The 22,510-nt window shown below is 31.3% G+C and carries 28 protein-coding genes; 15 read left to right on the top strand and 13 right to left on the bottom strand.

Going from position 1 to position 22,510, the window contains the following annotated elements:
• Positions 1-95: 95 nt before the first annotated feature.
• The 15 genes from Q1B05_RS07125 (at position 96) to Q1B05_RS07055 (ending at position 12,004) form a co-directional block, all read left to right on the top strand.
• The gene (locus tag Q1B05_RS07125) at positions 96-509 is read left to right on the top strand and encodes a hypothetical protein (protein ID WP_299779071.1); all 414 of its coding nucleotides are present in this window, start codon (positions 96-98) and stop codon (positions 507-509) included.
• Positions 510-518: 9 nt separating this feature from the next.
• On the top strand, positions 519-839 hold the full coding sequence (locus Q1B05_RS07120) for a hypothetical protein (RefSeq protein ID WP_299779069.1): 321 nt from the start codon (positions 519-521) through the stop codon (positions 837-839).
• Positions 840-881: 42 nt separating this feature from the next.
• On the top strand, positions 882-1,613 hold the full coding sequence (locus Q1B05_RS07115; protein WP_299779067.1) for an SIMPL domain-containing protein: 732 nt from the start codon (positions 882-884) through the stop codon (positions 1,611-1,613).
• 118 nt (positions 1,614-1,731) lie between these two features.
• On the top strand, positions 1,732-2,247 hold the full coding sequence (locus Q1B05_RS07110) for a GNAT family N-acetyltransferase (protein WP_299779065.1): 516 nt from the start codon (positions 1,732-1,734) through the stop codon (positions 2,245-2,247).
• Positions 2,248-2,357: 110 nt separating this feature from the next.
• Positions 2,358-2,672 carry an ASCH domain-containing protein gene (locus Q1B05_RS07105; protein WP_366944349.1) on the top strand — a complete coding sequence of 105 codons (315 nt, stop codon included), beginning with the start codon at positions 2,358-2,360 and terminating at the stop codon, positions 2,670-2,672.
• A gap of 109 nt (positions 2,673-2,781) precedes the next feature.
• On the top strand, positions 2,782-3,462 hold the full coding sequence (locus Q1B05_RS07100; protein ID WP_299779063.1) for a hypothetical protein: 681 nt from the start codon (positions 2,782-2,784) through the stop codon (positions 3,460-3,462).
• Positions 3,463-3,666: 204 nt separating this feature from the next.
• A complete protein-coding gene (locus Q1B05_RS07095) occupies positions 3,667-4,284 on the top strand; it encodes a hypothetical protein (RefSeq protein ID WP_299779061.1) in 618 nt (205 codons plus the stop codon).
• Between the two features lie 213 nt (positions 4,285-4,497).
• Positions 4,498-5,073 carry a hypothetical protein gene (locus Q1B05_RS07090; protein ID WP_299779059.1) on the top strand — a complete coding sequence of 192 codons (576 nt, stop codon included), beginning with the start codon at positions 4,498-4,500 and terminating at the stop codon, positions 5,071-5,073.
• A 199-nt stretch (positions 5,074-5,272) separates the two neighbouring features.
• Positions 5,273-5,887, top strand: a complete 615-nt coding sequence (locus tag Q1B05_RS07085; RefSeq protein ID WP_299779057.1) for a DUF1444 family protein — start codon at positions 5,273-5,275, stop codon at positions 5,885-5,887.
• Between the two features lie 96 nt (positions 5,888-5,983).
• The gene (locus tag Q1B05_RS07080; RefSeq protein WP_299779055.1) at positions 5,984-6,619 is read left to right on the top strand and encodes a DUF1444 family protein; all 636 of its coding nucleotides are present in this window, start codon (positions 5,984-5,986) and stop codon (positions 6,617-6,619) included.
• A 182-nt stretch (positions 6,620-6,801) separates the two neighbouring features.
• Positions 6,802-7,425, top strand: coding sequence for a hypothetical protein (locus Q1B05_RS07075; protein ID WP_299779053.1), 624 nt, complete (start codon positions 6,802-6,804; stop codon positions 7,423-7,425).
• 275 nt (positions 7,426-7,700) lie between these two features.
• Complete coding sequence (locus Q1B05_RS07070; RefSeq protein WP_299779051.1) at positions 7,701-8,324, top strand: hypothetical protein; 624 nt, start codon at positions 7,701-7,703, stop codon at positions 8,322-8,324.
• A gap of 44 nt (positions 8,325-8,368) precedes the next feature.
• The gene (locus Q1B05_RS07065) at positions 8,369-8,743 is read left to right on the top strand and encodes a hypothetical protein (RefSeq protein ID WP_299779049.1); all 375 of its coding nucleotides are present in this window, start codon (positions 8,369-8,371) and stop codon (positions 8,741-8,743) included.
• Between the two features lie 80 nt (positions 8,744-8,823).
• Positions 8,824-11,199 (top strand): hypothetical protein, encoded by a 2,376-nt coding sequence (locus Q1B05_RS07060; protein WP_299779047.1) that lies wholly within the window; start codon positions 8,824-8,826, stop codon positions 11,197-11,199.
• A 34-nt stretch (positions 11,200-11,233) separates the two neighbouring features.
• Positions 11,234-12,004, top strand: a complete 771-nt coding sequence (locus tag Q1B05_RS07055) for a hypothetical protein (RefSeq protein WP_299779045.1) — start codon at positions 11,234-11,236, stop codon at positions 12,002-12,004.
• A gap of 82 nt (positions 12,005-12,086) precedes the next feature.
• Here the strand turns inward: Q1B05_RS07055 and Q1B05_RS07050 are convergent, their stop codons facing one another.
• The 13 genes from Q1B05_RS07050 to Q1B05_RS06990 form a co-directional block, all read right to left on the bottom strand.
• Complete coding sequence (locus tag Q1B05_RS07050) at positions 12,087-12,518, bottom strand: hypothetical protein (protein WP_299779043.1); 432 nt, start codon at positions 12,516-12,518, stop codon at positions 12,087-12,089.
• 20 nt (positions 12,519-12,538) lie between these two features.
• A complete protein-coding gene (locus tag Q1B05_RS07045; protein WP_299779041.1) occupies positions 12,539-13,048 on the bottom strand; it encodes an endonuclease V in 510 nt (169 codons plus the stop codon).
• A gap of 24 nt (positions 13,049-13,072) precedes the next feature.
• Positions 13,073-13,867 carry an alpha-ketoglutarate-dependent dioxygenase AlkB gene (locus Q1B05_RS07040; RefSeq protein ID WP_299779039.1) on the bottom strand — a complete coding sequence of 265 codons (795 nt, stop codon included), beginning with the start codon at positions 13,865-13,867 and terminating at the stop codon, positions 13,073-13,075.
• Between the two features lie 17 nt (positions 13,868-13,884).
• Positions 13,885-15,102 carry a hypothetical protein gene (locus Q1B05_RS07035; RefSeq protein ID WP_299779037.1) on the bottom strand — a complete coding sequence of 406 codons (1,218 nt, stop codon included), beginning with the start codon at positions 15,100-15,102 and terminating at the stop codon, positions 13,885-13,887.
• Between the two features lie 2 nt (positions 15,103-15,104).
• On the bottom strand, positions 15,105-15,563 hold the full coding sequence (locus Q1B05_RS07030; protein WP_299779035.1) for a hypothetical protein: 459 nt from the start codon (positions 15,561-15,563) through the stop codon (positions 15,105-15,107).
• Between the two features lie 24 nt (positions 15,564-15,587).
• A complete protein-coding gene (locus Q1B05_RS07025; protein ID WP_299779032.1) occupies positions 15,588-16,193 on the bottom strand; it encodes an SMI1/KNR4 family protein in 606 nt (201 codons plus the stop codon).
• 89 nt (positions 16,194-16,282) lie between these two features.
• Entirely contained in the window at positions 16,283-16,885 is a 603-nt protein-coding gene (locus Q1B05_RS07020; protein ID WP_299779030.1) for an SMI1/KNR4 family protein, read from the bottom strand.
• An 86-nt stretch (positions 16,886-16,971) separates the two neighbouring features.
• Positions 16,972-17,727, bottom strand: a complete 756-nt coding sequence (locus Q1B05_RS07015) for a DUF2314 domain-containing protein (RefSeq protein ID WP_299779028.1) — start codon at positions 17,725-17,727, stop codon at positions 16,972-16,974.
• A gap of 70 nt (positions 17,728-17,797) precedes the next feature.
• On the bottom strand, positions 17,798-18,505 hold the full coding sequence (locus Q1B05_RS07010; protein ID WP_299779026.1) for a DUF1963 domain-containing protein: 708 nt from the start codon (positions 18,503-18,505) through the stop codon (positions 17,798-17,800).
• A gap of 15 nt (positions 18,506-18,520) precedes the next feature.
• Entirely contained in the window at positions 18,521-18,946 is a 426-nt protein-coding gene (locus Q1B05_RS07005; protein WP_299779024.1) for a DUF2262 domain-containing protein, read from the bottom strand.
• Between the two features lie 10 nt (positions 18,947-18,956).
• Positions 18,957-19,706 carry a YwqG family protein gene (locus Q1B05_RS07000; protein WP_299779022.1) on the bottom strand — a complete coding sequence of 250 codons (750 nt, stop codon included), beginning with the start codon at positions 19,704-19,706 and terminating at the stop codon, positions 18,957-18,959.
• Between the two features lie 95 nt (positions 19,707-19,801).
• Positions 19,802-20,962, bottom strand: a complete 1,161-nt coding sequence (locus Q1B05_RS06995) for a hypothetical protein (protein WP_299779020.1) — start codon at positions 20,960-20,962, stop codon at positions 19,802-19,804.
• Positions 20,963-21,250: 288 nt separating this feature from the next.
• Positions 21,251-22,507 carry a hypothetical protein gene (locus Q1B05_RS06990; protein WP_299779018.1) on the bottom strand — a complete coding sequence of 419 codons (1,257 nt, stop codon included), beginning with the start codon at positions 22,505-22,507 and terminating at the stop codon, positions 21,251-21,253.
• Between the last annotated feature and the right edge of the window lie 3 nt (positions 22,508-22,510).

Below are 22,510 nucleotides of genomic sequence, written 5' to 3'. Positions count from 1 at the left end.
GCTTAGGCGAGGTCGGGCTTTCTGTTGCAAGTCCTCGTGCTATCGCACTGTGGGCTTTCCACGTCAATCCCTAACGCAAAAAAATCCGTATACCAATGGAACTGACATTACAACTTAAAAGATTGGGAAAGAAAAAAGTAAAAGAAGTGCCTTTTACTTTAGAATCGCATCCTAAAAACCTAGAAGACTTATTAATTGGCTGTGTTAAACATCAAGTAGAGGCGTATAATAAAAAACGAACCGAAGTAAACGTCATCGGATTTTTAAGTCCTGCCGAAATACAAGAACAAGCCCAAAGTGGTAAAGTCGATTTTGGAGAGATTACCAATACAACACTAGCTAATCATCAGCAAGCTATAGACAATGTCTTGCTAGCCTTTAAAGACGGATTATTCGTGGTTTTTGTAGACGATAATGAAATCACCGATTTAAACACACCGCTACAACTTACGTCCAATAGTGTGGTTGCCTTTATCAGGCTTACATTTTTAGTCGGTACCTATTGGTAAATTGTAGCTATGGAAATGCTTAAACACGACTTAGCAGAACAAATCATGAATTACCATTCGGTGTGGTCCGCATTATTGGCCAATATCAATTTGGGGAATTATGCTTCAAGCTTATGGAACGTCACTCTAAAACCAGAACATGTTACCATAAACCATGAAGACAAAACCTTCACATTTCAACAAGCTAATTTTCAATTTGACGTCGAAGCCAGATTATCTTTTGGCAATGATTATTCCCTATATACAAAACAAGTTTCGGGACACGGCACATTTCAATATCAGGACTCTAAAACCATTCAACTTAAAACTTTAACTTTAAATACCGATTAAAATCACAATCAATAAATAAACAAATTTTAACATAAAAACATCATGAAAAATTATTCAAACGCCATCATTTTCGGAATAGCCATCGTTGCCGCTTCCATATTTTTAGGAAAAGCCTACACCGACCGAAATAAAAAAGACGGTGAAATTCAAGTCACAGGCTTAGGAAAAGCAGATTTCTCTTCCGATTTAATTGTTTGGGAAGGGAGTTTCGGATCTACAAGTATCGATTTAAAACAAGCATACATCTCTTTAGAAGAAAACAAAAGTATTATAAACACCTATTTAGAAAAGAAAGGAATTCCATCTGAAGAGATTGTCTATTCTGCTGTACAAACCCGACAAAAAACCAAGCAATTATACACTATTAATGGTGATTATGCAGGCGAAGAATTCGTTGGTTATGAACTCACACAGTCTTTAGAAATTAAGTCTGAGGACGTCGATAAAATTGAGAAAGTCTCTAGAGAAATCACAGAGTTATTAAATCAAGGTGTTCAGTTCTATTCGCAAGCGCCACGCTATTATTATACCAAACTAGCAGATCTTAAAATTGAAATGATTTCTAAAGCGACAGAAGATGCGAGATTACGTGCAGAAAAAATTGCAGAGTTTTCAGGAGGCGAATTAAGCGATTTAGAATCGGCTAAAATGGGAATCTTTCAAATTACAGGGCAAAATTCAGGCGAAGATTATTCTTGGGGTGGTACATTAAACACCAGTTCTAGAGAAAAAACAGCTTCTATTACCATGAAATTGGTTTATAAAGTAGACTAATCCCCTACTCGATTTATATATTAAAAAAGGTATTCTTATCCACTAGAATACCTTTCTTTATATATTAGACTGAATAACAAAAAAGAACCTTCAGAATAAAGAAGTAAAGTAAATTAAAATGGTTGAAATTATACAAGCGAACGCTACACATTCGAATCTCATTGTAGAAGTCGGAACACAAGCGTTTAGGGAGTCTCACGGACATAGTGCTTCTAAAGCCGACATAGAAAGTTATATTTCTAAAACGTATAATAAGGAAGCTATCCTAAAAGAATTTAACAATGAGAAAGTTCGTTATCATCTTATTTATTGTGACGGTGATATTGCAGGATTTTCAAAAATTGAATTAGATACGAGCAACAAAAATATAGCTGATTTAAACATTACGAAATTAGACCGCATCTATCTTTTAGAAGCGTTTCACGGCAAACAATTAGGGTCTAAATTGTTTCAATTTAATATTGAATTATCAAAAAAACAGCATCAAAATGGTATTTGGCTTGCGGTCTGGATAGAAAATAAAAAGGCCGTAAACTTTTATCAGAAAATGGGATTTAAAATTGTAGGCGCATTTGATTTTAAAATATCAGAAACACATAGTAATCCCAATCATATTATGCATCTAAAATACTAATGCACATATATCAATCGACTTAAAATACATTTATAAAATATCTAATTATTGCGTTGTTTTTAATTTTTATGAGTTGTAAATCTAAGACTAAAAATGACAGTATCTATTAAATAGAAAATGAAGAACTTGATCTTGGGTTACCTAAAGTAGGAACAAAACTAATTGTAACAGATTTTGACGGCAAAGCAAAAGCGATAATTGAAACGATGAAAGTAGATACAATTCCCTTTAATTTGATTTCTATAGAATACACTCAATTAGATATGGGAACAGATATTGAACCTCTCCAAAAATGGAAAAAAGCACATTGGGATTTTTTGCAAGTACAATTGAAAATCCAACAGAAGACATATTGGTTGTTTGTGAGAGATATAAAACCATTTGGACAGAAAACAATTAATATAAACAACGTATATAAAAAATAGTAACTGCTATTTAAAACTATTTTTCTTAGATAATATTAATCTATAACATCTAATGACTAAAAAAATTAACATAGTTCTCATTATATTAACTTCAACATTATTATTAAGTATGAATCATAAAAATTTAGATCCTGTAAAATGCTTTGTTTATGGCAAAAACCTTAGGTATAACGTACAACTTAAAATTAACGGAGTAATTATTGGAGAAGGGTATGTTGGTGATATGAAAATTTTTGACACCGATAATCCGTTAAAAGCTGAAATAGAAGAATTGCCCTCTTTTGTACAAGAACAAATGGCTTTTATATTAAAAGAAGGAGAAAATACAATTGAATTAAAATTTCAACACGATTCCAAATATGCTTTAACAAACAAAAAATTTAGCTTTGCTTTAGTGCGTGCAGGTTTCGATACACCTCTTTACTACTTTTCGAGTGAAAAAGAATCCGGAAGTGTCACTTCAAAATTCTATGTTGGTAATGAAAATCAGAACTCTGAAAACAACTTAGTGAGTTTAGGGAATACAGATGCTTCATTTATTTTTTCTCAAGAAGCTAGTTTTCTTCAAGTAATTTTAAATAAAGAAAATGTAATGGTTTATGGAAATTCAGTAGGACTTACAGATTTAAATCTAGTTGAAGGCAGTAATACTTTGGAAGTGAAATACGCTAATAATAAAGAAGGTGAAATTACCTATTATATTCAAACACCTAATTTTACTAAAAAAGTAACCAAAAACATAACTAAAGACCAACTTAACAAAGATATAGTAGATGTTTATACGTTTTAAATGTTAAACGCTAAGTTCAAAAAAAAACAGAACTGTTCAGTTTAAAAACCATTGTTTTTATACGTAAGCTCTCCTCCAAAAAGGCATTCTTATTAATAGAATGCCTTTTTTAGATTCACTACTTCCTAAAATCACAGAATACAGGGATAAAGCTCATCACATACGCTTATATATTTGTTTTAAATTAATTACACCTCTATACTCATGACAGATCAAGAAAAAAAACAATATTTAGCAGAAATAGACCAAGACGTACAAAAAGCTGTAGATGGAGAATATAAACTTTATCCTGTGCTACAACCAGCAAGTTGGCCTGGTGTTAAAAATGGTGCGCTCTATAATGTAGAAGTTTATGAAGATAATGATGATCATATCCCTTTAGTTGTTAAATCTTATGCCGTAGAAACGCCAAATGGTTTGGTATATCTATCAAAGAAACATAAAGAATTCTTTGGAAATAGAAACTTATATCAAGAAGCTAGCGACAACTTAGACGAGCTTGAACAAGCATTTAATTTTGAAAAAGAATTTGATAATAAAGTGTTGAGTTCTAATGGAACTCGATTTTCGAATGAAAGAGCCCTTAGTTATACACAGATGCGTATGGCTCATGATTTTTTAGAGTCAGAAGAATTATTTGTATCTATACCTAGACGTGGTAATATACTTATTATTCCTAAAGATTCTGACAAAGAGCTCTTAGATATGTTTTTATACGTGCATAGACATAATTGGAACGATACAACTAACCACAATGCGCATATCGCTAATATACTTTTATACATAAAAAGTGGTAATAGAGAAGGAATCGTATATCTATAAATCTAAACGCTATGTTGTAAATTTAGTAACGTCTTTTATTCATAATAGATAATGATATCAAGGGCTTCAATTCAAAACATTGAAACAATGAACAGCGAAGGTCTTAAAACGACAACGAGTAATTCCTCAAAAGAAATAAGTGACAAGAATTCGTTCTTTGTCATCAATATTTTTGGTGCTGAACTTTATGAAAAACCTTCGTTAGGTTCAAAATTGATAACGCGCATTACAGTTGGAGAAAGAATTGTTGCAGAGAAAATTGTTGAAACAAAACAATCCATACACATTGGTGAAGGTTTACAACTTCATGGACATTTTATTAAAGTAAGACATCAAGTCTGTTCTGGGTTTATTCACAGTTCAGACTTGACAACTTTTAAACCTCAATTAGAACAGGTATACGACGGCGTTCTTATTCCTGATCTTAAAGGAGCACTAAAGCATAAAACAACAGAAACAAGAATTGAACACTATAACAACAAGCCATATGAAGTTGAAGAAATCATAAGCACCTATGAGCATGTCGTTCACACTTACACGGATTTTAATGATGGTTTTGAAAACACATATCTATATAAGCATATGGGACTAAATGAAGTCTATCACCAGTTGCCGGTACATAACCCGAAAATCGATATCACTTCAAAAGGGAATTTTATTCTGATGCCTGAGTTTATAGAAAAGAAAGACAACCAATACATTTTTAAAGGCATAGGCATCACACGTAGTATGGCAATTATCAAAAATCAAGATGGCCAGTTTTTAATGTCGTCATTAGATTGTCCGTAACTATTGTCAGTATCAAAACAAGCTAATTGTCAGATATAATCAAGCTGTTCTTATCCGTAAGAACAGCTTTTATTTTTCAATAAACTAAACAAAAACACCCTATTTAGGTAAACCATTAAATCTCATAATGGCTGAAAACCGTGATAAAAAAACTGAGATGCTTCTTTAATTTTGTGATAAATAATAAAAAAACAACATTATGAGCGGTACACTTCACGGTAAAGAAAAATCTCAAGAAGAAATTGAAAAAATAATAGAGCAAACCAAAAATAGTGATCAAAAGATCTATCCTATTTTAAAACCTGGCAACTGGGTTGGATTAAAAGCAGGCGCTTTGAGTTCTACTTTAATTCCGTCTGAAGATGGTGCTGAAGTCGTAATAGGTTACGGTATAGATACACCTGATAACTTTGTGTTTCTAACTAAAAAGCACTTAGAAACTATGGATGCCAAACAAATTACGCAAGAAGCCTTTACCAATTTAGCAAACTGTGATACAGGATTAGAATTTGTTGGAGCTCTAGATAATAAAGCAGTTGGTACTAACGGAAACGATTTTTCTAGTGAAACCATTCTTTCTAGAACACATATGTTAAAAGCACATGCTATGTTAGACGCCGAAGAATTATTAGTATCTATCCCTAGAAGAACGTGCATGACTATTATTTCAAGACAAGCAGATGAAGACACCATTAATAAATTTGCGTATTTACACAACCATACTTGGGAAGATGATAGTTTTGGGAACGCACCTATTACAAATTCATTTTTTATTGTAAAAGATGGTAATATTGTAGGACATATTCCATTATAATTTATCCAAATAAATACTCATAAAAAAAGCATTCTTAACATTAAGAATGCTTTTTTATACTTACAAGTTTATAGTAAATAATAAAAACCTAATGTAATGAGCAGTACACTTCACGGACCCGAAAAAACACCAGAAGAAATAGAGAAAATTGTTGAACAAACTAAAAATAGTGATCAAAAAATCTATCCTATTTTAAAACCAGGAAATTGGGTGGGTTTAAGAGCTGGAGCATTAAATTCTAATTTAATACAAACAGAAGCTGGGCCAAAAGTCGTTATTGCTTATGGTGTAAATACTCCAGATAATTTTGTGTTTTTAACACAGCAACATTTGGAAACCATAGATAGTAAAGACATTACAAATGAAGCGTTTAGAAACTTAGGAAATTATGAAACAGAATTCACCTATTCTGAAGCATTACAAAATAAGGTTCTAACCTCTAGCGGAAATGATTTTTCTAGTGAACGTATTCTCAATGAAGCACATATGCTAAAAGCGCACGCCATGTTAGAAGCCGACGAATTATTTGTTTCTGTTCCTAGACGCTCTTGCATGATGGTCATTTCGAGAAATGCTGACGAAGAACTACTTGAGGCTTTTTTAAACTTACACAAAGATGCTTGGAAAGACGACAGTTATGGCAATGCGCCAATAGCAAATATTCTGTTCACCATGAAAGCAGGCCGAATTACGGGACATATCGCCTTAGATAACTTGTCTGACTATCAATAAAACATAACGACTTACCACTAATAAAAAAGGTGTTTACAAGAACGTGAACACCTTTTTTTAGGCCTAAAACGAACAGAAATTCAGCTTAAAAAGCAAACCACTACATCTTCAAATGGCTGAATACCGTGATAAAAAAACTGAGATGCTTCTCTAGTTTTGTGGAAAACAATAAAACACATAAGATGAAAATAAATCCACTTAATAGAACAGATAATTTAGAAGACATTAAAGCTATCGTAACAAAAGCTAGCCAAGGCGAATACAAAGTTTTTCCTATTGTAAAAGCAGGAACTTGGGAAGGCTTAGATGGTGAAATTCTACAAACCACCGCTATAAAAGGCGATAATGAAGGGGATCCTTCTAAAATAGTTGCTGTTTACGGTGTAGACACACCTGATGGTTTTGTGTATTTAACGATGTCGGATTTAGATATTTATGATGGAACAACACTGCTTAATGATGCGTATCAAAACTTAGACGATTTAGAATCGACCTTAGAATATGCTGAAGCCTTAAACAATAAAGCCCTTATTTCTGTAGGATCTTATTTTGCGAGTGAACGTGTTTTTAGCAAAGTAGAAATGCAAAAAGCACACGCTATGCTAGAAGCTGAAGATTTATTTGTGTCGACATCAAAATATGGCGAGTTAATGATTATTTCACAACACGCAGATAAAGACACTAAAGATAAGTTCGCTTACCTACATAAATACAATTGGAATGATGACGAGAACCCTAACGAGCGTATAGCAGACCTGGTATATTCTGTGAAAAACTGTGACATTGTAGGCCATATTCCTTTATAGAATATAAACATCATTTACACTTATACATATTTCTTTATCGTTAACAGAACATAGTTAACGATAAAGATTTTTTTTATTCAGTAAAAAAAAATCTTCTATTCCCCTCCCCTTACTTCTCTCTTATAAAATATTCCAATTCTTATAAATAGCTTTTTTTTAAGAATTAATAAAATATCATATACAATTAAATACTAAATACATAAATAGCGGAATTCAGTGAGAGAGGATTTTATATCCTTCTATAAATTTGTAATACATTTTAAACACGTAGAATCATGAGCGATACAATTTACGGAGCCGAAAAATCTAGAGCTGAAATTGACAAAATAGTTGAGCAAACTAAAAATAGTGATCAAAAAATATATCCAATTTTAAAACCAGGAAATTGGGTTGGGCTTAGAGCTGGTGCAATAAGTTCTAATTTAATTGGTACAGAAGAAGATGGCGATTTAGAAGTTGTTATTGCCTATGGTATGGATACACCCGATAATTTTGTGTTCTTAACTCACGACCATTTAAAAACTATGGATGGACAATTCATAATGAATGAAGCTTTCGAAAACATAGACAATTACAATACAGAATTTGAATATTCTAAAGCTTTACAAAACAAAGTCCTTACCGCTAGCGGACATGCTTTTTCAAGTGAAAGAATTCTATCTAAATCGCATATGCTAAAAGCTCATAAGATGCTAGAGGCTGATGAATTATTAGTTTCAATTCCAAGACGTTCTTGTATGATGGTAATCTCTAAAGATGCAGATAATGAATTATTAAACACATTTTTATACTTACACAAAAATGCTTGGGAAGATGATAGTTATGGTAACGCTCCTATTGCAAACATCTTTTTTGTTGTTAAAGACGGTGAAATAACCGGACATGCAGCCTTATCATAATCAAAAAACACCTATAAAATATTAACATTTTAAAATTAAAGGATTTGAAATATCTAGATTTTAACATAAATGGTAGAGTACAAAATTTAATGGTTGATGTCTTTGAATCTATAAGTGCTTCCAAAGAAACAGAACTTAAAATTAGTGAACTTATGGACACCCAAAGTATCTTTGAGCTTGTTTTTGAGATAGTAAAGGATACAGGATTTTATAATCTGGATGAAAATTTTAAATTAATTAAAAACTTAAATATCGACACTGACGAAGACTCCCTAGAAGATGCGCTGTATTCTACTTGGATAACTATGGGAGATACTTTAAATACTGCAAAAACTCAAGAAGAGTTTAATGCAAAGTTTGCATTATTTGTACCTATTGTTCTTAAAAAAATGGAACTAATTTCTCGTATAGCCGTTTAAAATTACATATAAAAACACCTCACTTCTTTTTTCTAATTAATAAAAGTAGTCTACTAACTTCAACGTTTTCAAAACACAATATGAAATTTAATAAACAATACATTTCTACATATTATAAAGATATAAAAACAGTTCATAATTATCCAGAAGATTTTCTATACGAACTTTTTATTATAGGAAAACTATCTAGAAATAAAGATATTATTACTGAAATTTCTGAAACTCTTGAAAAACATGGTACTGTTCAAATTAATAATGCTTTTAAAACGCGTTATAAATTACCAGAAAACGGAAAAGATGCGACTAAAATATTAAAATCATTTCTTCAATTTGGAACTAAAGACCCATTATTTCCTATTGGAAAATTGTATACAATGATGGAATTTTCATTACTTTGTATTGATGATGAATCTATTGCAAAAAAATTAGATAAACAACCTGAACTAATTTCACGTTTAGAAAGCATAACAGAACTTCGAATTACAGATGTTTTTAAAGAAGAAATTCCAGATGAGATTTGTAATATTTCTTCACTTAAATCTTTAGAAATAAAAGGACAGTACAAAAATTTACCTGCTTCTATAGGGCTTTTAAAACAGTTAGAAACATTAACAATAAATCTAACGAACTTAGAGACATTTCCAAATAGTTTATGGAATTTAAAATCATTAAAAAAGTTAAGATTACATAATATTGCTACAAATTGTGAAGCATCACTGCATATAGATAAACTTACAAATCTAACAGAACTCTATTTTTTTAATATCAAATTAAAAGACACCTCTCTACTAAAACTCCCTACAAGTTTAACCGAATTAAACTTTATCCGTTTAGATAATATTAGCAAATTACCAGAAAGCATTGCTAAACTTAAAAAGCTTGAAAAAATACAGGTTTATAAGTGTCCCAGATTAAGTGAATTACCTAAAGGTCTTAGCAATTTAGATCAGTTATTAGTAATGAATTTTAGAGAAATCCCACTAATTAAAGAAATAAAAGACAATCAAATATTTACAACTAATTGCAGTTACATAACTTTAGATAATGATATACGCATAGTAAGTAACGGAACCCCTCTTTTAAATTCAGAATTATTAATTAGAGATATTAAATTATTAGACTACATATTAAAAAATCCTAAAAATTTCTGTAGTCTAAAAAAGTTGAAAATTCATTATATAAAAGATTTTTCTAAGTTAACTGGGGGATTAGGTCAATTAAAAAATATTGAATCTATCGATATACATCAAGGTAATAACACAGATATGTTATGGAAAAATATTGATAAATGTACTAAACTAAAACACCTAAAATTATACGATGTAAATATAGAAGCGTTTCCTGATGGATTGAAAAACTTAAAACATATGGAGCTTTTAAGTTTTAGATCCTGTAGAAATCTTACGCTTAACGGGGATAATTTGCCTACACTAATAAAAGAATTAGATCTGTTTGAAATTAAAGGATTTATTCCTGGCAAACACATTTTAGAAATTCAAGAAGCTAGTTTTGGAAATCTCCAATTAGAAAATCCTAAAGATTTATTCAGTACTTTAATTACTAAAAAATTGCATGTAGTATTTTTAGATCAAGGAAAACAAGCGCAAGAAGATCTTACACAATACTTACCAAAACCAGAAAACTTAATAGAATTAAAAGCATATACTAATACCAGCAACTTTAAAGACATCCTTAAACATTGCACACAATTAAAAAGTTTACATTTAGAAAATAAAGACGAAAGCTCTTCTGCTATACTTAGCTATCCTGCTCCTAACTTAAAACACTTAAAATTACACTTTTATAAGGCTGAAAACTTACAAAATTTAATAGGTAACCTGCCAAATTTAAAAACATTAGATTTAGCACATTATGATGTTTCTGAAAGATTTCCAAAAGTATCATTACTTCATTTAGAAGATTTAAATTTAAGCTATACTACGTTTGAAACACTAGAAACATTATATGCGCCACAACTAAATACATTAAGAATCGCATTGAGTTACGAATTTGGAATGATTGGTTATTCTAAATTAAACCAATTTATAAATTTAAAAAAACTAGATTTATTAGGTATTAGTCGAGATGTAAAAACCATACCAAAAAGCATTACTGAATTAGGCCTTACTGAATTTTTAATCAACCATAATTTTGATATTTTACCAGAGTATCTTAAAACAATTACAACATTAGAAACATTGTCGCTCGGCGGAAATGATTTTGTAGATTTACCAACATGGATTGCAGATTTACCAAAACTAGAGCGTTTAGATATTGATGGTTGTAAATTTGAAAATCCAGTACCGGAATACTTTAGAAAGCTAAAATTGAAAGAACTAAAATATTATATTTCTGGTTTTGGTGGTTATAATATGAATGCTGAAAAATACAAATACTTAATAACTCCAGGTTATACTAAATTAAAAAAAGAGTTTAGTAAAGAAGCTATTGCATAACTTCTGATATTACCCGCCATTTAAAACAAAACTTATGAACATAGAAAAATTAACTAATAATCGTTCGCCTTATTACGAAAGGTTATTTGAGAGTTTTTTAATCGAAAATATAAAGTCGTATGAGGAACTTATGGACGTTTACCAAACCTATAAACAAAATCATCCTGACAAGACTGTAATCTTAACGCTTGATGATTTAGGTCAAGCTGAATATACCAGTGGTCACGCTTGTGATTACAATTCTCTGCTAGATACAGACGGTTATGATTTATCCGGACTCGATGAAGCGTGCTATGATGAAGATAACGAGCATTTGGGGCATCTTTCTACTCCATCGGAATATTTCATTATCCGAGAAAACTTTTTAAAACAAACAAAAGGGATTGATTTTAAAACGGTTTGTGAAAAAGGCATAGACAATGCTGAAGACGATGTTTTAGATTTAGAAAATATTAACGAATCTCCTTTAGCCTTTTTAGACCAACAAGTTATCTTGAAAATTCTTCCTGTTGAAAAACCATACGAAGGACTTACTGGATTTCCGAATGGATATTTTGATGCCGACTTCAGTCCTTTTGAAAATTACGCGCTATCAAAACACTTATTTGAAACCTATAATCTTGAACTTTTTGGTATAGGAGCTTCCTTTTTAGGATTTATTAAAAATGAGCCTTTAAAAGCCAATGAATTAAAAGCATTGATAGCCGACTTGGCAAAATTGTATAACACCACCGAATCAGAATTTGAAAAATTAGCAGACATCATTAAAAATAAAAAGCATTTGTTTTTAAGATACACCGAATAATTTCAGTTATAAAAAAACTAAAAAGTCCAATTATAAAATTTATAATTGGGCTTTTTTATTACTTACGATGAGTATCTAAAATTTACTCAGAAAATTGTTTTATAATTTCAAACAAAGTTAATTTAGTTCTCTTTATACTGCCATCATCGTGACGAAATACATGTACTTTAGTATTATCATAGCAACCAAAAAACAATAAATCACCTTCAGAATTAGCACCAATAGCTTTACCTAAAGCTAATTTTTCTAAACTCCACTTGTACCCATCTAAATCTTTAAATGACGGATTCATAAATTCACTTAACGTTTTAACGTACGGATGTAATGCGTAAATATGGCTAACTTCCATTCCATCGATGTTGGTACGTTTCATCATCTTTTCAAAATTATACAAGGTAAATTCTTCTTCCTCAAAAATTACAGTCCTTGGTTTTTCTGCAATAAACTCCCTGTAATTTTTTCTAAACATTGGTTTTAGTTCATCTACCGAGGTTATAATTAAATTTTCATTCATAGTTGTAATTTTTAAAAGTATTAGTTCTTAGTATTTTCTTTTGTTTTAGTATCTACAATTTGTAGTAATGTTGGCATTCGGTATTTACCGTGCATACGTTCTATGGCGTTACAAACCTCATTCCTATCTGTACCAATAGAGGTGACATACAATGGTTTCTTACTTTCGCCACGAAACACTTCTTTAAATACAGAAGTTTTAGACACAAACTCAGATTTTGCAATACCTACAACCGGAATTTTGGCTTCTAAAGCTTGGTACAAATAGCCACCTAAACCCAAATGTTTTTCTTCTAGAATCACATAACCATCTACAATGATTAAGTCTACTTCTTCTAGATTTACTTGTTTAAGAAGACTTAAAATACACGGTAATTCGCGTTTATAAAAGGAACCTGGTTCGTATGGTGCTACACCTTCAATAATATCGGTGTAAATTTGCGTTGGAGCTTCATCTTCCCAATCGTTAAAGCTTACCGCAATGGTTTTGGCCTTTCCGTCGTAATAATAAGTATCAAAAGCGAGTATCATAATTCTTGTTGTTTTATTTTGTAATTACTGTTCTGCCTTTAAAGGCAACATTAAATCAGCTTTACTAAGTGTATATTTTAAAGGCGGATAAGTAAAATTCAAACTTCTATTTTCTTGTCCACGTTGTTTATAAAATACTTTTTCTTGCGTTTCATTTGCCAATTCCATCACAGAACCATCTTCAAAACAGGGCTTATTATTTCTGAATTCAACCAAGGTTTTAGAGGTTCTAAAAGTGATACCAAGCCATTTATTATCGGCTAATTTTAACGCTTCACGGCTTGGGTTTTCTAAAATGATTTTATGCGAATATTTAGCATTCATTTCCACAGAAAATAAAACAAAAGAATTGTGTGTTAATGCGATATCAAATTCTTCTTCGGTAGATTTATCTTTAATTCTGAGAATACGAGTTGTTGCATCCGTAAGCGTTTCAGGATTTTTATAACATGAAAACAAACCAATATAAGAGTTCGGTTCTAGATCTAAATTTTGATCGGAATGATAGCCCATTTTGGTATAACTCTCGTCATATATTTCAATAAGTCCACAGTTAAAAGCTGTTTTTGGTCGATTTTCGGCTTCTAATGTGTTATTTATATGATTTAAAATATCAAGATGATTTACAGTAAAATAATGAGCAGGAATACTAAACTTCGTTGTTGTTCTTACTACAGGAATACCTTTATCTAAGCACTTTATTATAGTATTCCCAACGCGTCCTTTGCCTAAGGCTTCAAAACTGATTTCTTCAGATAAAGATTCGAAACAATTGGTTTTTAAAGGAAGTGTCGTTTTATAAAACGGATGCGTATTCATACAATAATGCTTTCAGATTAATAGATTGGTTTTTTATAATCTCCAGTATTCATACTAAAGTGAACTTTACCATAATCTACACGTTTTACGGTCTTGTTTTCTTCGTAATAAGACGTTCTTAAATCTTCTAGATTTTCGGTAACCATTGGTTCTAACTTAATCCGTTCGTCTTCATTTTTAATATAAGTTTGGCCGTTTGTATAAACAGCCTCTAGATTAGAACAGCGTATGACATACCCCATTCTAATCGGAATTAAATCGATATCTAAAACCGAAGGTCTAATTTCGTGCGTGTACAAACGATTGGTCGATAACGGAATTAAAAACACCGAATTCGGATATAAAGTCACCGAAAATTCTTTAACTAAAGTAGCATCATTTACAGACAATTTAAGTTTGAAAAGTAAGCGACTTAATCCGCTAGATTTGCCATAAACTCTATCAAACTTATTCGTTTTAGAAGGACTCAATTTATCAAAATTAGTTGTATCATAAAACGTACAGAAGGCAATTAAACCTTCTTTTGGCATATCCTTGGTTTTATCTGAATGTGCTTTTATTTTGGCTTTTACATCTTTAGGATGGTCTTTATCTTTCTTTTTATTCTCGTAAATCTGAGCTAATACGTGGTTTAATTCGGTCTCTTTTTCAAAATCAAATTTTACCGCTTCATTAATTTTGTTGACTATATACGTATCTGTGGCTCTAAAATTATCTGTTGGCCCTGTTAAGTTGGTAGAACATCTTAATAATTTAAAATGAAGTTGCTCTTCATTTTTTTCTGATTTTTCCTTGGTGATTTCACTTAAATAAATGCCTTTTCTTAAAGCTACAGATTGTTTGGTCGATTCAGTTAAATGTTGAAATTGATGCTCTGTCTCTATTTTAGAAAAGTAATTCTCGTCTTCAAAAAACTGACGATAAAACACACCTGCATTTTTTATATTTACAGGAACTTGCCCTTCAGTAATCACTTTTAAGTTTGGCGTTGTAAGATTTTCGTAATTAGAAGAAAATTCTTTGATAATGAAAATGTCTTCTGCTTTTGCATCTAACAAACTTATATCTCCAACAGCAAAAATTCGGATTGATTTTTCCATCGTGGTAATTTCAGAATAACGCTTTACTACCACACCATTAAAATGGGTTAATACGTATTGTAATCCTTCTGAAACAGCTTCGGAAGTACTTAAATCAATTAAAATATTTTTAGATTTAGAAAGTGCGTTTTCCATATTTATAATTTTGCTATTTGATGTTTGTAATAACTTAATGCTTCAGTTCTAACAAAATCGGTGTAATTAGCATTATCTGCAATCGATTTTAATAAATCTATATGTTTTTCTCGTTCCTCTTTTTTTAAACCATTAATACATCTATTTAATAAAAGTGTCGAAGTAATCGTACCGTTTTCTGTATTGAATTTGAATAATTCAGCATTATAAATATTGTAATCTGGTTGATCTATGGCTTCTATAAAATGGATAAATGAAAAATCTTCTTCTAATTCAGGATCTTGACGTTTTAAAAAATTAAAAAGTGTTTGAATAAGTTGTTGCTTTTGTGAATCTGTAAAACGATTTACATCTTCTAATTCATCGCCAATAGCATCAAAAAATTCACTAACTTCATAATCCTCCATATCGTCATTGACGTTGAAGTTTTTAATTAGTGTGATAGCGGTTTCTAAATTCATTTTATGACTTGCTTAAAGATTATTTTATTCTAAATAGCCTTCTCTAATAAAAGAGAACTCGTTATCCATCAGCATTTGTAAATAGGCTTCAAAACTATCTGCAATGACTTCAAACCCATTAGGATCGTGAAGAAACCTCACAATCTGACCCATTTTTCCTTTTTCAGAAGGACTAAAATCGATGTATAATTGAGAGGTTCCACCATTATTTGTACAATCTGCAAAATGAAGCCAATCAAGGTCTTTTGCGTGTTTTAAGATTTTTTCATCTCTGTCTACACCATCGTATTCTCCATCTAAATAATCTTGAAAATTATAGGGTGCATCACCTTGATTTTCTAAGATTTGTTGAGATGACAATAAATAATAGTCACGTTTAGATAAATCAGAACCCAATAATGTAAACGCAATATCTTCATCGCCATACGTTCTCCAATACGTACCATCTACATAGTGTAATAGCTGAATTAAAGCTTCAGGAATCGCAGGACAATCGGCTTTAAGTTCATTTATGTCATCTTGAGATGCACCGTGTTTTACGCTCTCAAAATGGTCCCAAATAGCTTTGCCTTTAGCCTTATAATAGGCCTTTTTAAGTTTTGAAATGTATCTATCTGCGATGCTATTCATTCTATTGTTTTTTCAATTATAAATTCTAAGGTATCAGAATTCATTGTGTGGCTATAAGTTCCGTTTTAAAATGGATTTAAAAACTAGACTTATTCTAAATCATCTTCATTAATAAAATCCATTTTCTTATCCATCAACATTTGTAAATAGTCTTCAAAGCTATCTGCTATTACTTTAAATTCATCTGGATCGTGAAGAAACCGCACAACTTGTCCTTTTGTTCCTTTTTCTGAAGGACTAAAATCGATAAACAACTGAGAGGTTCCGCCATTATTCATACAATCTGAAAAATGAAGCCACTTTAGATGTTCCGATTTATTGGTGATTTTTTCATCAATAGGAACACCTTCATAAGCTCTCTCGATATAATCTGAATAATAGCTTGCGGCTACATTTTTGTTTTCAATAATCTGTGCTGAAGACAATATATAATACGGATATTCAACCATATCTGAACAAAAAAAGAACAACGTAATATCGTCGTCACCATACGTTCTCCAGTAGGTGCCATCTACAAACTGTAATAAATGCAATAGTGCTTCAGAAACGTCTGGAAATATAGCTTTAATTTGGTCTATATCTTGAGATGCACCGTGTTTTACGCTCTCAAAATGGTCCCAAACAGCTTTGCCTTTAGCCTTATAATAGGCCTTTTTAAGTTTTGAAATGTATCTATCTGCGATGCTATTCATTCTATTGTTTTTTCAATTATAAATTCTAGAATATCAAAATTTATGAAATAAATGTACGTTCGATTCTTAAAAGAATGTTTATAATATTATTGTAAAACCGGAATAATATGCTCCCAATTTAAGGCCGTCGCATAATCTAAGGCTGTTTTTCCTGTGTTGGTTTTAGCATTTTTATCGGCACCTAATTCTAATAAAATCTCCACAGCGATTTTGTTTCCCGCAATAGTTTCTGTGTGTAATCGCGTCACCCCATTTTCATCTACAGCTTTAACCACATCTAGATTCGCTTCAAAATAATCTCTAGCCGGTTGTTCCATTACTTTACTCATTGGGTGTTCAATCAGGTTTTCTTCGTTTTCTTCTTGCTGATAAGCCACCAAAATATTATTAGGGTTTCCAAAATCTAATCCCCAAGCGTCATCGTGTTGTTTTCTGGCGTCCTCCGTCATATCTGAACGTAAGACCTGAATGGTGTAACCGCCATACGTTTTACGGTCTATGGCTAGCATCCAATCTGATATTTCCGAGACTTTTCTGGTTACGATATCGCCTTCTGCAACATTGGTTAATAGGTTAGGTGAATTCATTAAAACACCTGTAATATATTCCCCATCAAAAGCGATTTCGCTAATCCACATATGTTCTACAGTAGGTTGGTCATCACCTCCAGCCATTTGCTGAAAAGGAATTTTTACTAATGCTAAATCGTGCGCAGAAACAACTCTTTTTGCTTCCCAATATAGTTCTCTCCAGAAATAGTTAAACGTATCTTGTGCTTTACGATAAGCCGCTTTCATTTTTTGATTTTGTTCGGCAAAAACGATATTGTTATCTTGACTCATTGTTTTTTTAATATTTTAAATTAGTTATATTTTTAGGATTGGATTTACCTCCGAGATAAGTAATCTTTTTTTAATAAAAATCATAATATAAACTCCACTGTTTGATGTCGCTATTTTTGGCAAACATTAAACTGCCACCATCTACTACGTTGAAATTTGCCTTATAATCTGACACAATTTGAAACACAAACTGAAAACCTTTACCAAAACCCTCTGCATCACCAATTCCAGATTGACAAAAGGAAGGATAACCGCCTATTTTATGGTCGTAGATGTGATCCGTGATATCAAAATAATCGTCAATAATGCCTTCGTCTTCTAATTTTAAAATTTCGTCTGTATCTTCTAGAGATAAACCGCCACCATCCCATAAGGGAAAATCATTGTCGTCTAATTCAGCTTGTAACGGAAAAGGTTTTACAACTGAATTAGGCGTTTCTAAATTTTTAATTTTGATACGGTCTAGACTGTCATATTCTCTAATAAGCCAATGGTCTCCCATTTCTTCAAAACACTCCGGCCATTCTGCGGAAACAAAAACAGTGATGAGTTTTGTGTTCTTAAGACTTGGATGAACGTAAGGCAAATTAGGAAGGTAAAATTGCGCCAACGGAAACATTTGATCTCCGTTTTTATCTAACGGAATGTCTTCATCTTCATGATACGCAAAGACTCTACCAATCCAACTTTCTTCAATAGTATTTTTGGGTCTAAAGCCACCAGTAGTAAATTTAGTAACCGGTTTAGAAATTTTATTTTTTAGATCTTCTACAGTCATTTTTCGTGTTTTTTTTTAACCAAACATAGTGCTATCGTCAAAATTTTCACCATCGTAAGATTGCGCGATTAAATAATGATTACCAAACATACCATCTTCATTATAAATGACATCTATCAAGTTTTTTGCGTAAAAATCAACAGTAGTTATTGTTAGCTTCTGTCTGAATTCTTCCGCGCTTAATACAGGATATCCATTCTCTTCATCGGCCCAGTTTTCATTGTAATTTTCGTAAAACGCACTGACGATTTCATCGGTTGCTTTTTTCTCTTTATTCTCAAAGTCCTCTAAAAATGAATTTCCTAAAGCAATCATTTCATCTAAAGCAATTTCATCTAAATTTAGACTGATATTGATTTTCTGCTGTCCAGATAAAATAGTTGTACTATAACAATCGCTGGTTCTCGGATCTTTTGTTAGCGTATCTTTTGTTATTTTCATACTTGTAATATTATCCTAAATCGGTTCTAATGTTAGAGAAGTCACCTTTGGCGAGTTTGTCTTTTTCAATAAAAAACATTAGAAACTCATCCATATCCCAGTCCCAAGAAAAAACATTATTCCATCGTAACGTAAGTAAAGACGTCCATTCATCCGTTTTACGAGGATCGTAGCCTAAGGTGTTGTAATACGGATATCCGAATAAATAGCTATATGTTTTTTTGCTCACCATATCTGGCACTTTACTGCATACGTAATCTAGTTGCCTTTTATTTAACCCTTTGTCTTTATATAATTCTTCTCTGTAAGGAATATCTACATTTTCTTGAAAATCAATGCGTATACAATGATCTACATAGTAGTAATCTAAATTAGGGTTTACATAGGTTTTTAACGGTGTGCCTTCTTCAAAATAATAGACTTTTGCATAATCTTTTGCTCCAAAAAACACATTTTTATCATCATCATTAGCGATAAAAAAGCTTAACATTCCTGTTTTTGGTAGTGGCGTTTCAAATTTAATTTCACTTAAATTAATTTGTAATGCAAAACGATAATCGCCAAACTCGTGTTTAGGCCATTCAAAATCTTCAGATACTTCTGGATAGCCTCCTTGTTTACTTAAACCTACATTTTCTTTACTTCGGTTTTCTCCTACTATTTTGATAGAGGGTAAACTTATAGATCTTAGATAGGCTTCTTTTTTATATAAATCGTATTTTTCAATTTTAACTATCTCTTCAAATTTAGCTTTGTCCATAAGGTTATTTTTATTCGTGGTACATTACAAATATGCTGTTTTACTTAGGTTTTTAAGTAACGGTTTTCAGTGATATTAAAATTTTTGAAGCGTGTTTATAATTCTGCTTGACGTTCTTGAAGTTTATTTATTAACAAATCGATATGTTTTAATTTCTTTTCATATTCATTTCTAATTGTCTCTTGTGAAGCTTCAACCGTTTCATTTGAATCGAAATCTAACTGCTCTACACTATCATTAATACTTGCTGTTTTAGCATTTTTAGCTATTGCATTTTGTACTGTTTTAGATTTAAATAATATCACGTTTGGATTAACATTCTTTTTTAAATCGGTTACAGAAATAGTTTCTAAATTACCAAACTGAGCTAAAAGTAATGATTCGCCTTTAAGCACTTGATTATTTATTTTAACATTTAAATGCTCTGAAGAAGGCATACGATATACAATACCTTCTATAGATTCCTGATTTGCTAAAAGCGGATGTTTAAAAGCATTTATATTTGAAGTTTCTAGAGTAATGGTATCCATTAACTCCATATTATCTTTAAAAATATGCTTTGGATAAATGGTATGTAAAATTTTATTAGCACTAACATTAGCCCAATTTCCAACTGTTGAATCTATGGCTGAAGGATCGATAACTACAGTATATTTTACTTTAGATTTTTTAACGTAAGGTTTAAAATCATCATTTACAGTAGTAAACTGACTCTTATAAAAAGACACAAGATCTAACGTAAACTTTGCATCTATTTTAGTCTGAATTTTAGAAATATTGTCAGATATTTCTATCACAGCACCATAGGCTTTAGCCTCTTTATTCGAGTCTGTTAGAGAAGAAGACAACACACTATCTTCATTGTCTTGAGCGACAATAACATCTGAAATGGTTTCAGAAGATATCGTATTATCGTAACTATCTGGGTTTACAAAATACTCATCAGATAATTGTTTTCCCTTTAACACAAAGGTTTGTGATGGATCTGCAACTAAGAGTTTAGTAATTTTTATAGGATCTTCTACTGTGATTTTTGTATTACTTGTTGTTAACTCCTCGTCTACTCCATTTTTTAGTACTCTAGGTTCATTCAAGGTATATATAATCTCTAATTTTAAAAGATTTTTAGAAAGATTATACGTGGTTTCATTTTGTTCTAAAACAGCATCTTCATGATATAATGCCGTATAACTTTTTCTGCTACAAGAAGAAAGTATAACTAATAAAAGTGCGAAATAAAGTATATTATTTTTCATTGTGAATGTGTTTATTGTACACTACAAACTTAGAACTACTATCTTTTTTCTATATCCCCAAATACAGTGAAATGCATATATACTGTATTCAGTTAATTCTAGTTTTACGATATAAAAAAGCACAAAAAAAGCACGCTTTTAAAAGCGTGCTTTTCTTACTAAACATTACTGTTGAGCAAAATATTTACCTACAAAAAAACAACTACAAGTCGCTGACTACAATAAATTTAATATACTTTTTATTGTTTTTTTTACTATGAAACATGTAACACAATAATTAAATGATGTTTACCATTTTATTATAGGCTCATCTTTCCATAATAATAAACGAAATTCTTCATAATGATTAGCAGTCCCAATGGTATGGTTATCTCTTAATCCTTGGTTTAATTGTAATTTATGAAGCATACCGGAAGCAGAACCAATCCATAAGGTTTTTTCATCTTCAGAAATAGCAATTCCGGTAATTGTAGATCCTAAAAAGTGTTTCCAAATACAATTTCCTTTGGTATCAACTGCTTTTATATAACCAAAAGCGTCTCCTAAAATATAGAATTCTGAAGTTGAAACGCCACAGTAAACTCGCATACCATCTTCAATAGTGATACAATCTTCACCGCCTTCGTAAGCAGGAATATCAATACTTTCAAAATCAGACGTATCTACACCAATAGTAATACCATTATAAAAATGACACGAATTAGTAATTAACTGTTTATCGTCTTTAGAGAACAAACAAAAATCTGGATAAGCAGATTGTGTACCTATTTCTGTAATTTCTTTACCATGACTATCTAAAACTCTATGGTCATAACATTGATCTCCAACCACAATGTATTTATTGTTGTTAGAAAGCGTTGCATTTTCCATATCCAAATAAGGTTCCCATTCATCCTCCTCAGGATCTGGTAATGGATGAATCATATTTTCATCTGTATTAGAGATAATATAAATGCCATCAGATGATACCAATAGAACCTTAAGTCCGTCGTTAAAAGGAATCAATTCTGTAATTCCAATATCCTTTGCTTTATCTAAACGGAATGTTGCAATTATATCTCCTTCCCAACCTTGTGTAGTAGTAATAATATTATTTGCTGCAATTGCAAAAATATTATGTTGTTTAGATTTTCCAACAGCATTAATAGAATCATCTAGTTCTAAAATGTCATTATTATTAAGAATGTAAGCTTGTCTTTGCTCATATGCTGTTCCTATTACAAATACAATTTTCTGCTCGTCTATAAATTGTAACTGCATAATACTTTGCCCTTTTTCTTTCATCAACTCAACCAAAGGCGTATGCGCAGGCGGAAAATCTGTTCTAAATTGATCAACTGTATGGTTTGTATTGGCGTCTTTTAAAAGTTGAAAGACAGCAGTGGCTAAATGCCCCCTATTATCTGTAGGTTCTCCTCCTTTCCAATTTTCCCAACCATGAGTTTCACCAAATTTCACCATTTCATTTATATCAGAAGCATATTTACATCCTAATGCATTCCACTCTCTTTTTATGGCTTCAATATTCTGCTCAGTAAATTTCATTTG

Origin of the sequence: uncultured Formosa sp. (genome assembly GCF_947500765.1) — a bacterium.
Classification (GTDB): Bacteria; Bacteroidota; Bacteroidia; order Flavobacteriales; family Flavobacteriaceae; genus Formosa.
Note: the sequence above shows the minus strand (reverse complement) of the source record. Positions and strands in the feature narration are given on the sequence as shown.

What these genes read in the sequence shown, in the direction of transcription:
- Q1B05_RS07125 (WP_299779071.1), top strand. Translation starts at nt 96, where the DNA reads ATGGAACTGACATTACAACTTAAAAGATTGGGAAAGAAAAAAGTAAAA.
- Q1B05_RS07120 (WP_299779069.1), top strand. Translation starts at nt 519, where the DNA reads ATGGAAATGCTTAAACACGACTTAGCAGAACAAATCATGAATTACCAT.
- Q1B05_RS07115 (WP_299779067.1), top strand. Translation starts at nt 882, where the DNA reads ATGAAAAATTATTCAAACGCCATCATTTTCGGAATAGCCATCGTTGCC.
- Q1B05_RS07110 (WP_299779065.1), top strand. Translation starts at nt 1,732, where the DNA reads ATGGTTGAAATTATACAAGCGAACGCTACACATTCGAATCTCATTGTA.
- Q1B05_RS07100 (WP_299779063.1), top strand. Translation starts at nt 2,782, where the DNA reads ATGAATCATAAAAATTTAGATCCTGTAAAATGCTTTGTTTATGGCAAA.
- Q1B05_RS07095 (WP_299779061.1), top strand. Translation starts at nt 3,667, where the DNA reads ATGACAGATCAAGAAAAAAAACAATATTTAGCAGAAATAGACCAAGAC.
- Q1B05_RS07085 (WP_299779057.1), top strand. Translation starts at nt 5,273, where the DNA reads ATGAGCGGTACACTTCACGGTAAAGAAAAATCTCAAGAAGAAATTGAA.
- Q1B05_RS07080 (WP_299779055.1), top strand. Translation starts at nt 5,984, where the DNA reads ATGAGCAGTACACTTCACGGACCCGAAAAAACACCAGAAGAAATAGAG.
- Q1B05_RS07075 (WP_299779053.1), top strand. Translation starts at nt 6,802, where the DNA reads ATGAAAATAAATCCACTTAATAGAACAGATAATTTAGAAGACATTAAA.
- Q1B05_RS07070 (WP_299779051.1), top strand. Translation starts at nt 7,701, where the DNA reads ATGAGCGATACAATTTACGGAGCCGAAAAATCTAGAGCTGAAATTGAC.
- Q1B05_RS07060 (WP_299779047.1), top strand. Translation starts at nt 8,824, where the DNA reads ATGAAATTTAATAAACAATACATTTCTACATATTATAAAGATATAAAA.
- Q1B05_RS07055 (WP_299779045.1), top strand. Translation starts at nt 11,234, where the DNA reads ATGAACATAGAAAAATTAACTAATAATCGTTCGCCTTATTACGAAAGG.
- Q1B05_RS07050 (WP_299779043.1), bottom strand. Translation starts at nt 12,518, where the DNA reads ATGAATGAAAATTTAATTATAACCTCGGTAGATGAACTAAAACCAATG.
- Q1B05_RS07045 (WP_299779041.1), bottom strand. Translation starts at nt 13,048, where the DNA reads ATGATACTCGCTTTTGATACTTATTATTACGACGGAAAGGCCAAAACC.
- Q1B05_RS07040 (WP_299779039.1), bottom strand. Translation starts at nt 13,867, where the DNA reads ATGAATACGCATCCGTTTTATAAAACGACACTTCCTTTAAAAACCAAT.
- Q1B05_RS07035 (WP_299779037.1), bottom strand. Translation starts at nt 15,102, where the DNA reads ATGGAAAACGCACTTTCTAAATCTAAAAATATTTTAATTGATTTAAGT.
- Q1B05_RS07030 (WP_299779035.1), bottom strand. Translation starts at nt 15,563, where the DNA reads ATGAATTTAGAAACCGCTATCACACTAATTAAAAACTTCAACGTCAAT.
- Q1B05_RS07025 (WP_299779032.1), bottom strand. Translation starts at nt 16,193, where the DNA reads ATGAATAGCATCGCAGATAGATACATTTCAAAACTTAAAAAGGCCTAT.
- Q1B05_RS07020 (WP_299779030.1), bottom strand. Translation starts at nt 16,885, where the DNA reads ATGAATAGCATCGCAGATAGATACATTTCAAAACTTAAAAAGGCCTAT.
- Q1B05_RS07015 (WP_299779028.1), bottom strand. Translation starts at nt 17,727, where the DNA reads ATGAGTCAAGATAACAATATCGTTTTTGCCGAACAAAATCAAAAAATG.
- Q1B05_RS07010 (WP_299779026.1), bottom strand. Translation starts at nt 18,505, where the DNA reads ATGACTGTAGAAGATCTAAAAAATAAAATTTCTAAACCGGTTACTAAA.
- Q1B05_RS07005 (WP_299779024.1), bottom strand. Translation starts at nt 18,946, where the DNA reads ATGAAAATAACAAAAGATACGCTAACAAAAGATCCGAGAACCAGCGAT.
- Q1B05_RS07000 (WP_299779022.1), bottom strand. Translation starts at nt 19,706, where the DNA reads ATGGACAAAGCTAAATTTGAAGAGATAGTTAAAATTGAAAAATACGAT.
- Q1B05_RS06995 (WP_299779020.1), bottom strand. Translation starts at nt 20,962, where the DNA reads ATGAAAAATAATATACTTTATTTCGCACTTTTATTAGTTATACTTTCT.
- Q1B05_RS06990 (WP_299779018.1), bottom strand. Translation starts at nt 22,507, where the DNA reads ATGAAATTTACTGAGCAGAATATTGAAGCCATAAAAAGAGAGTGGAAT.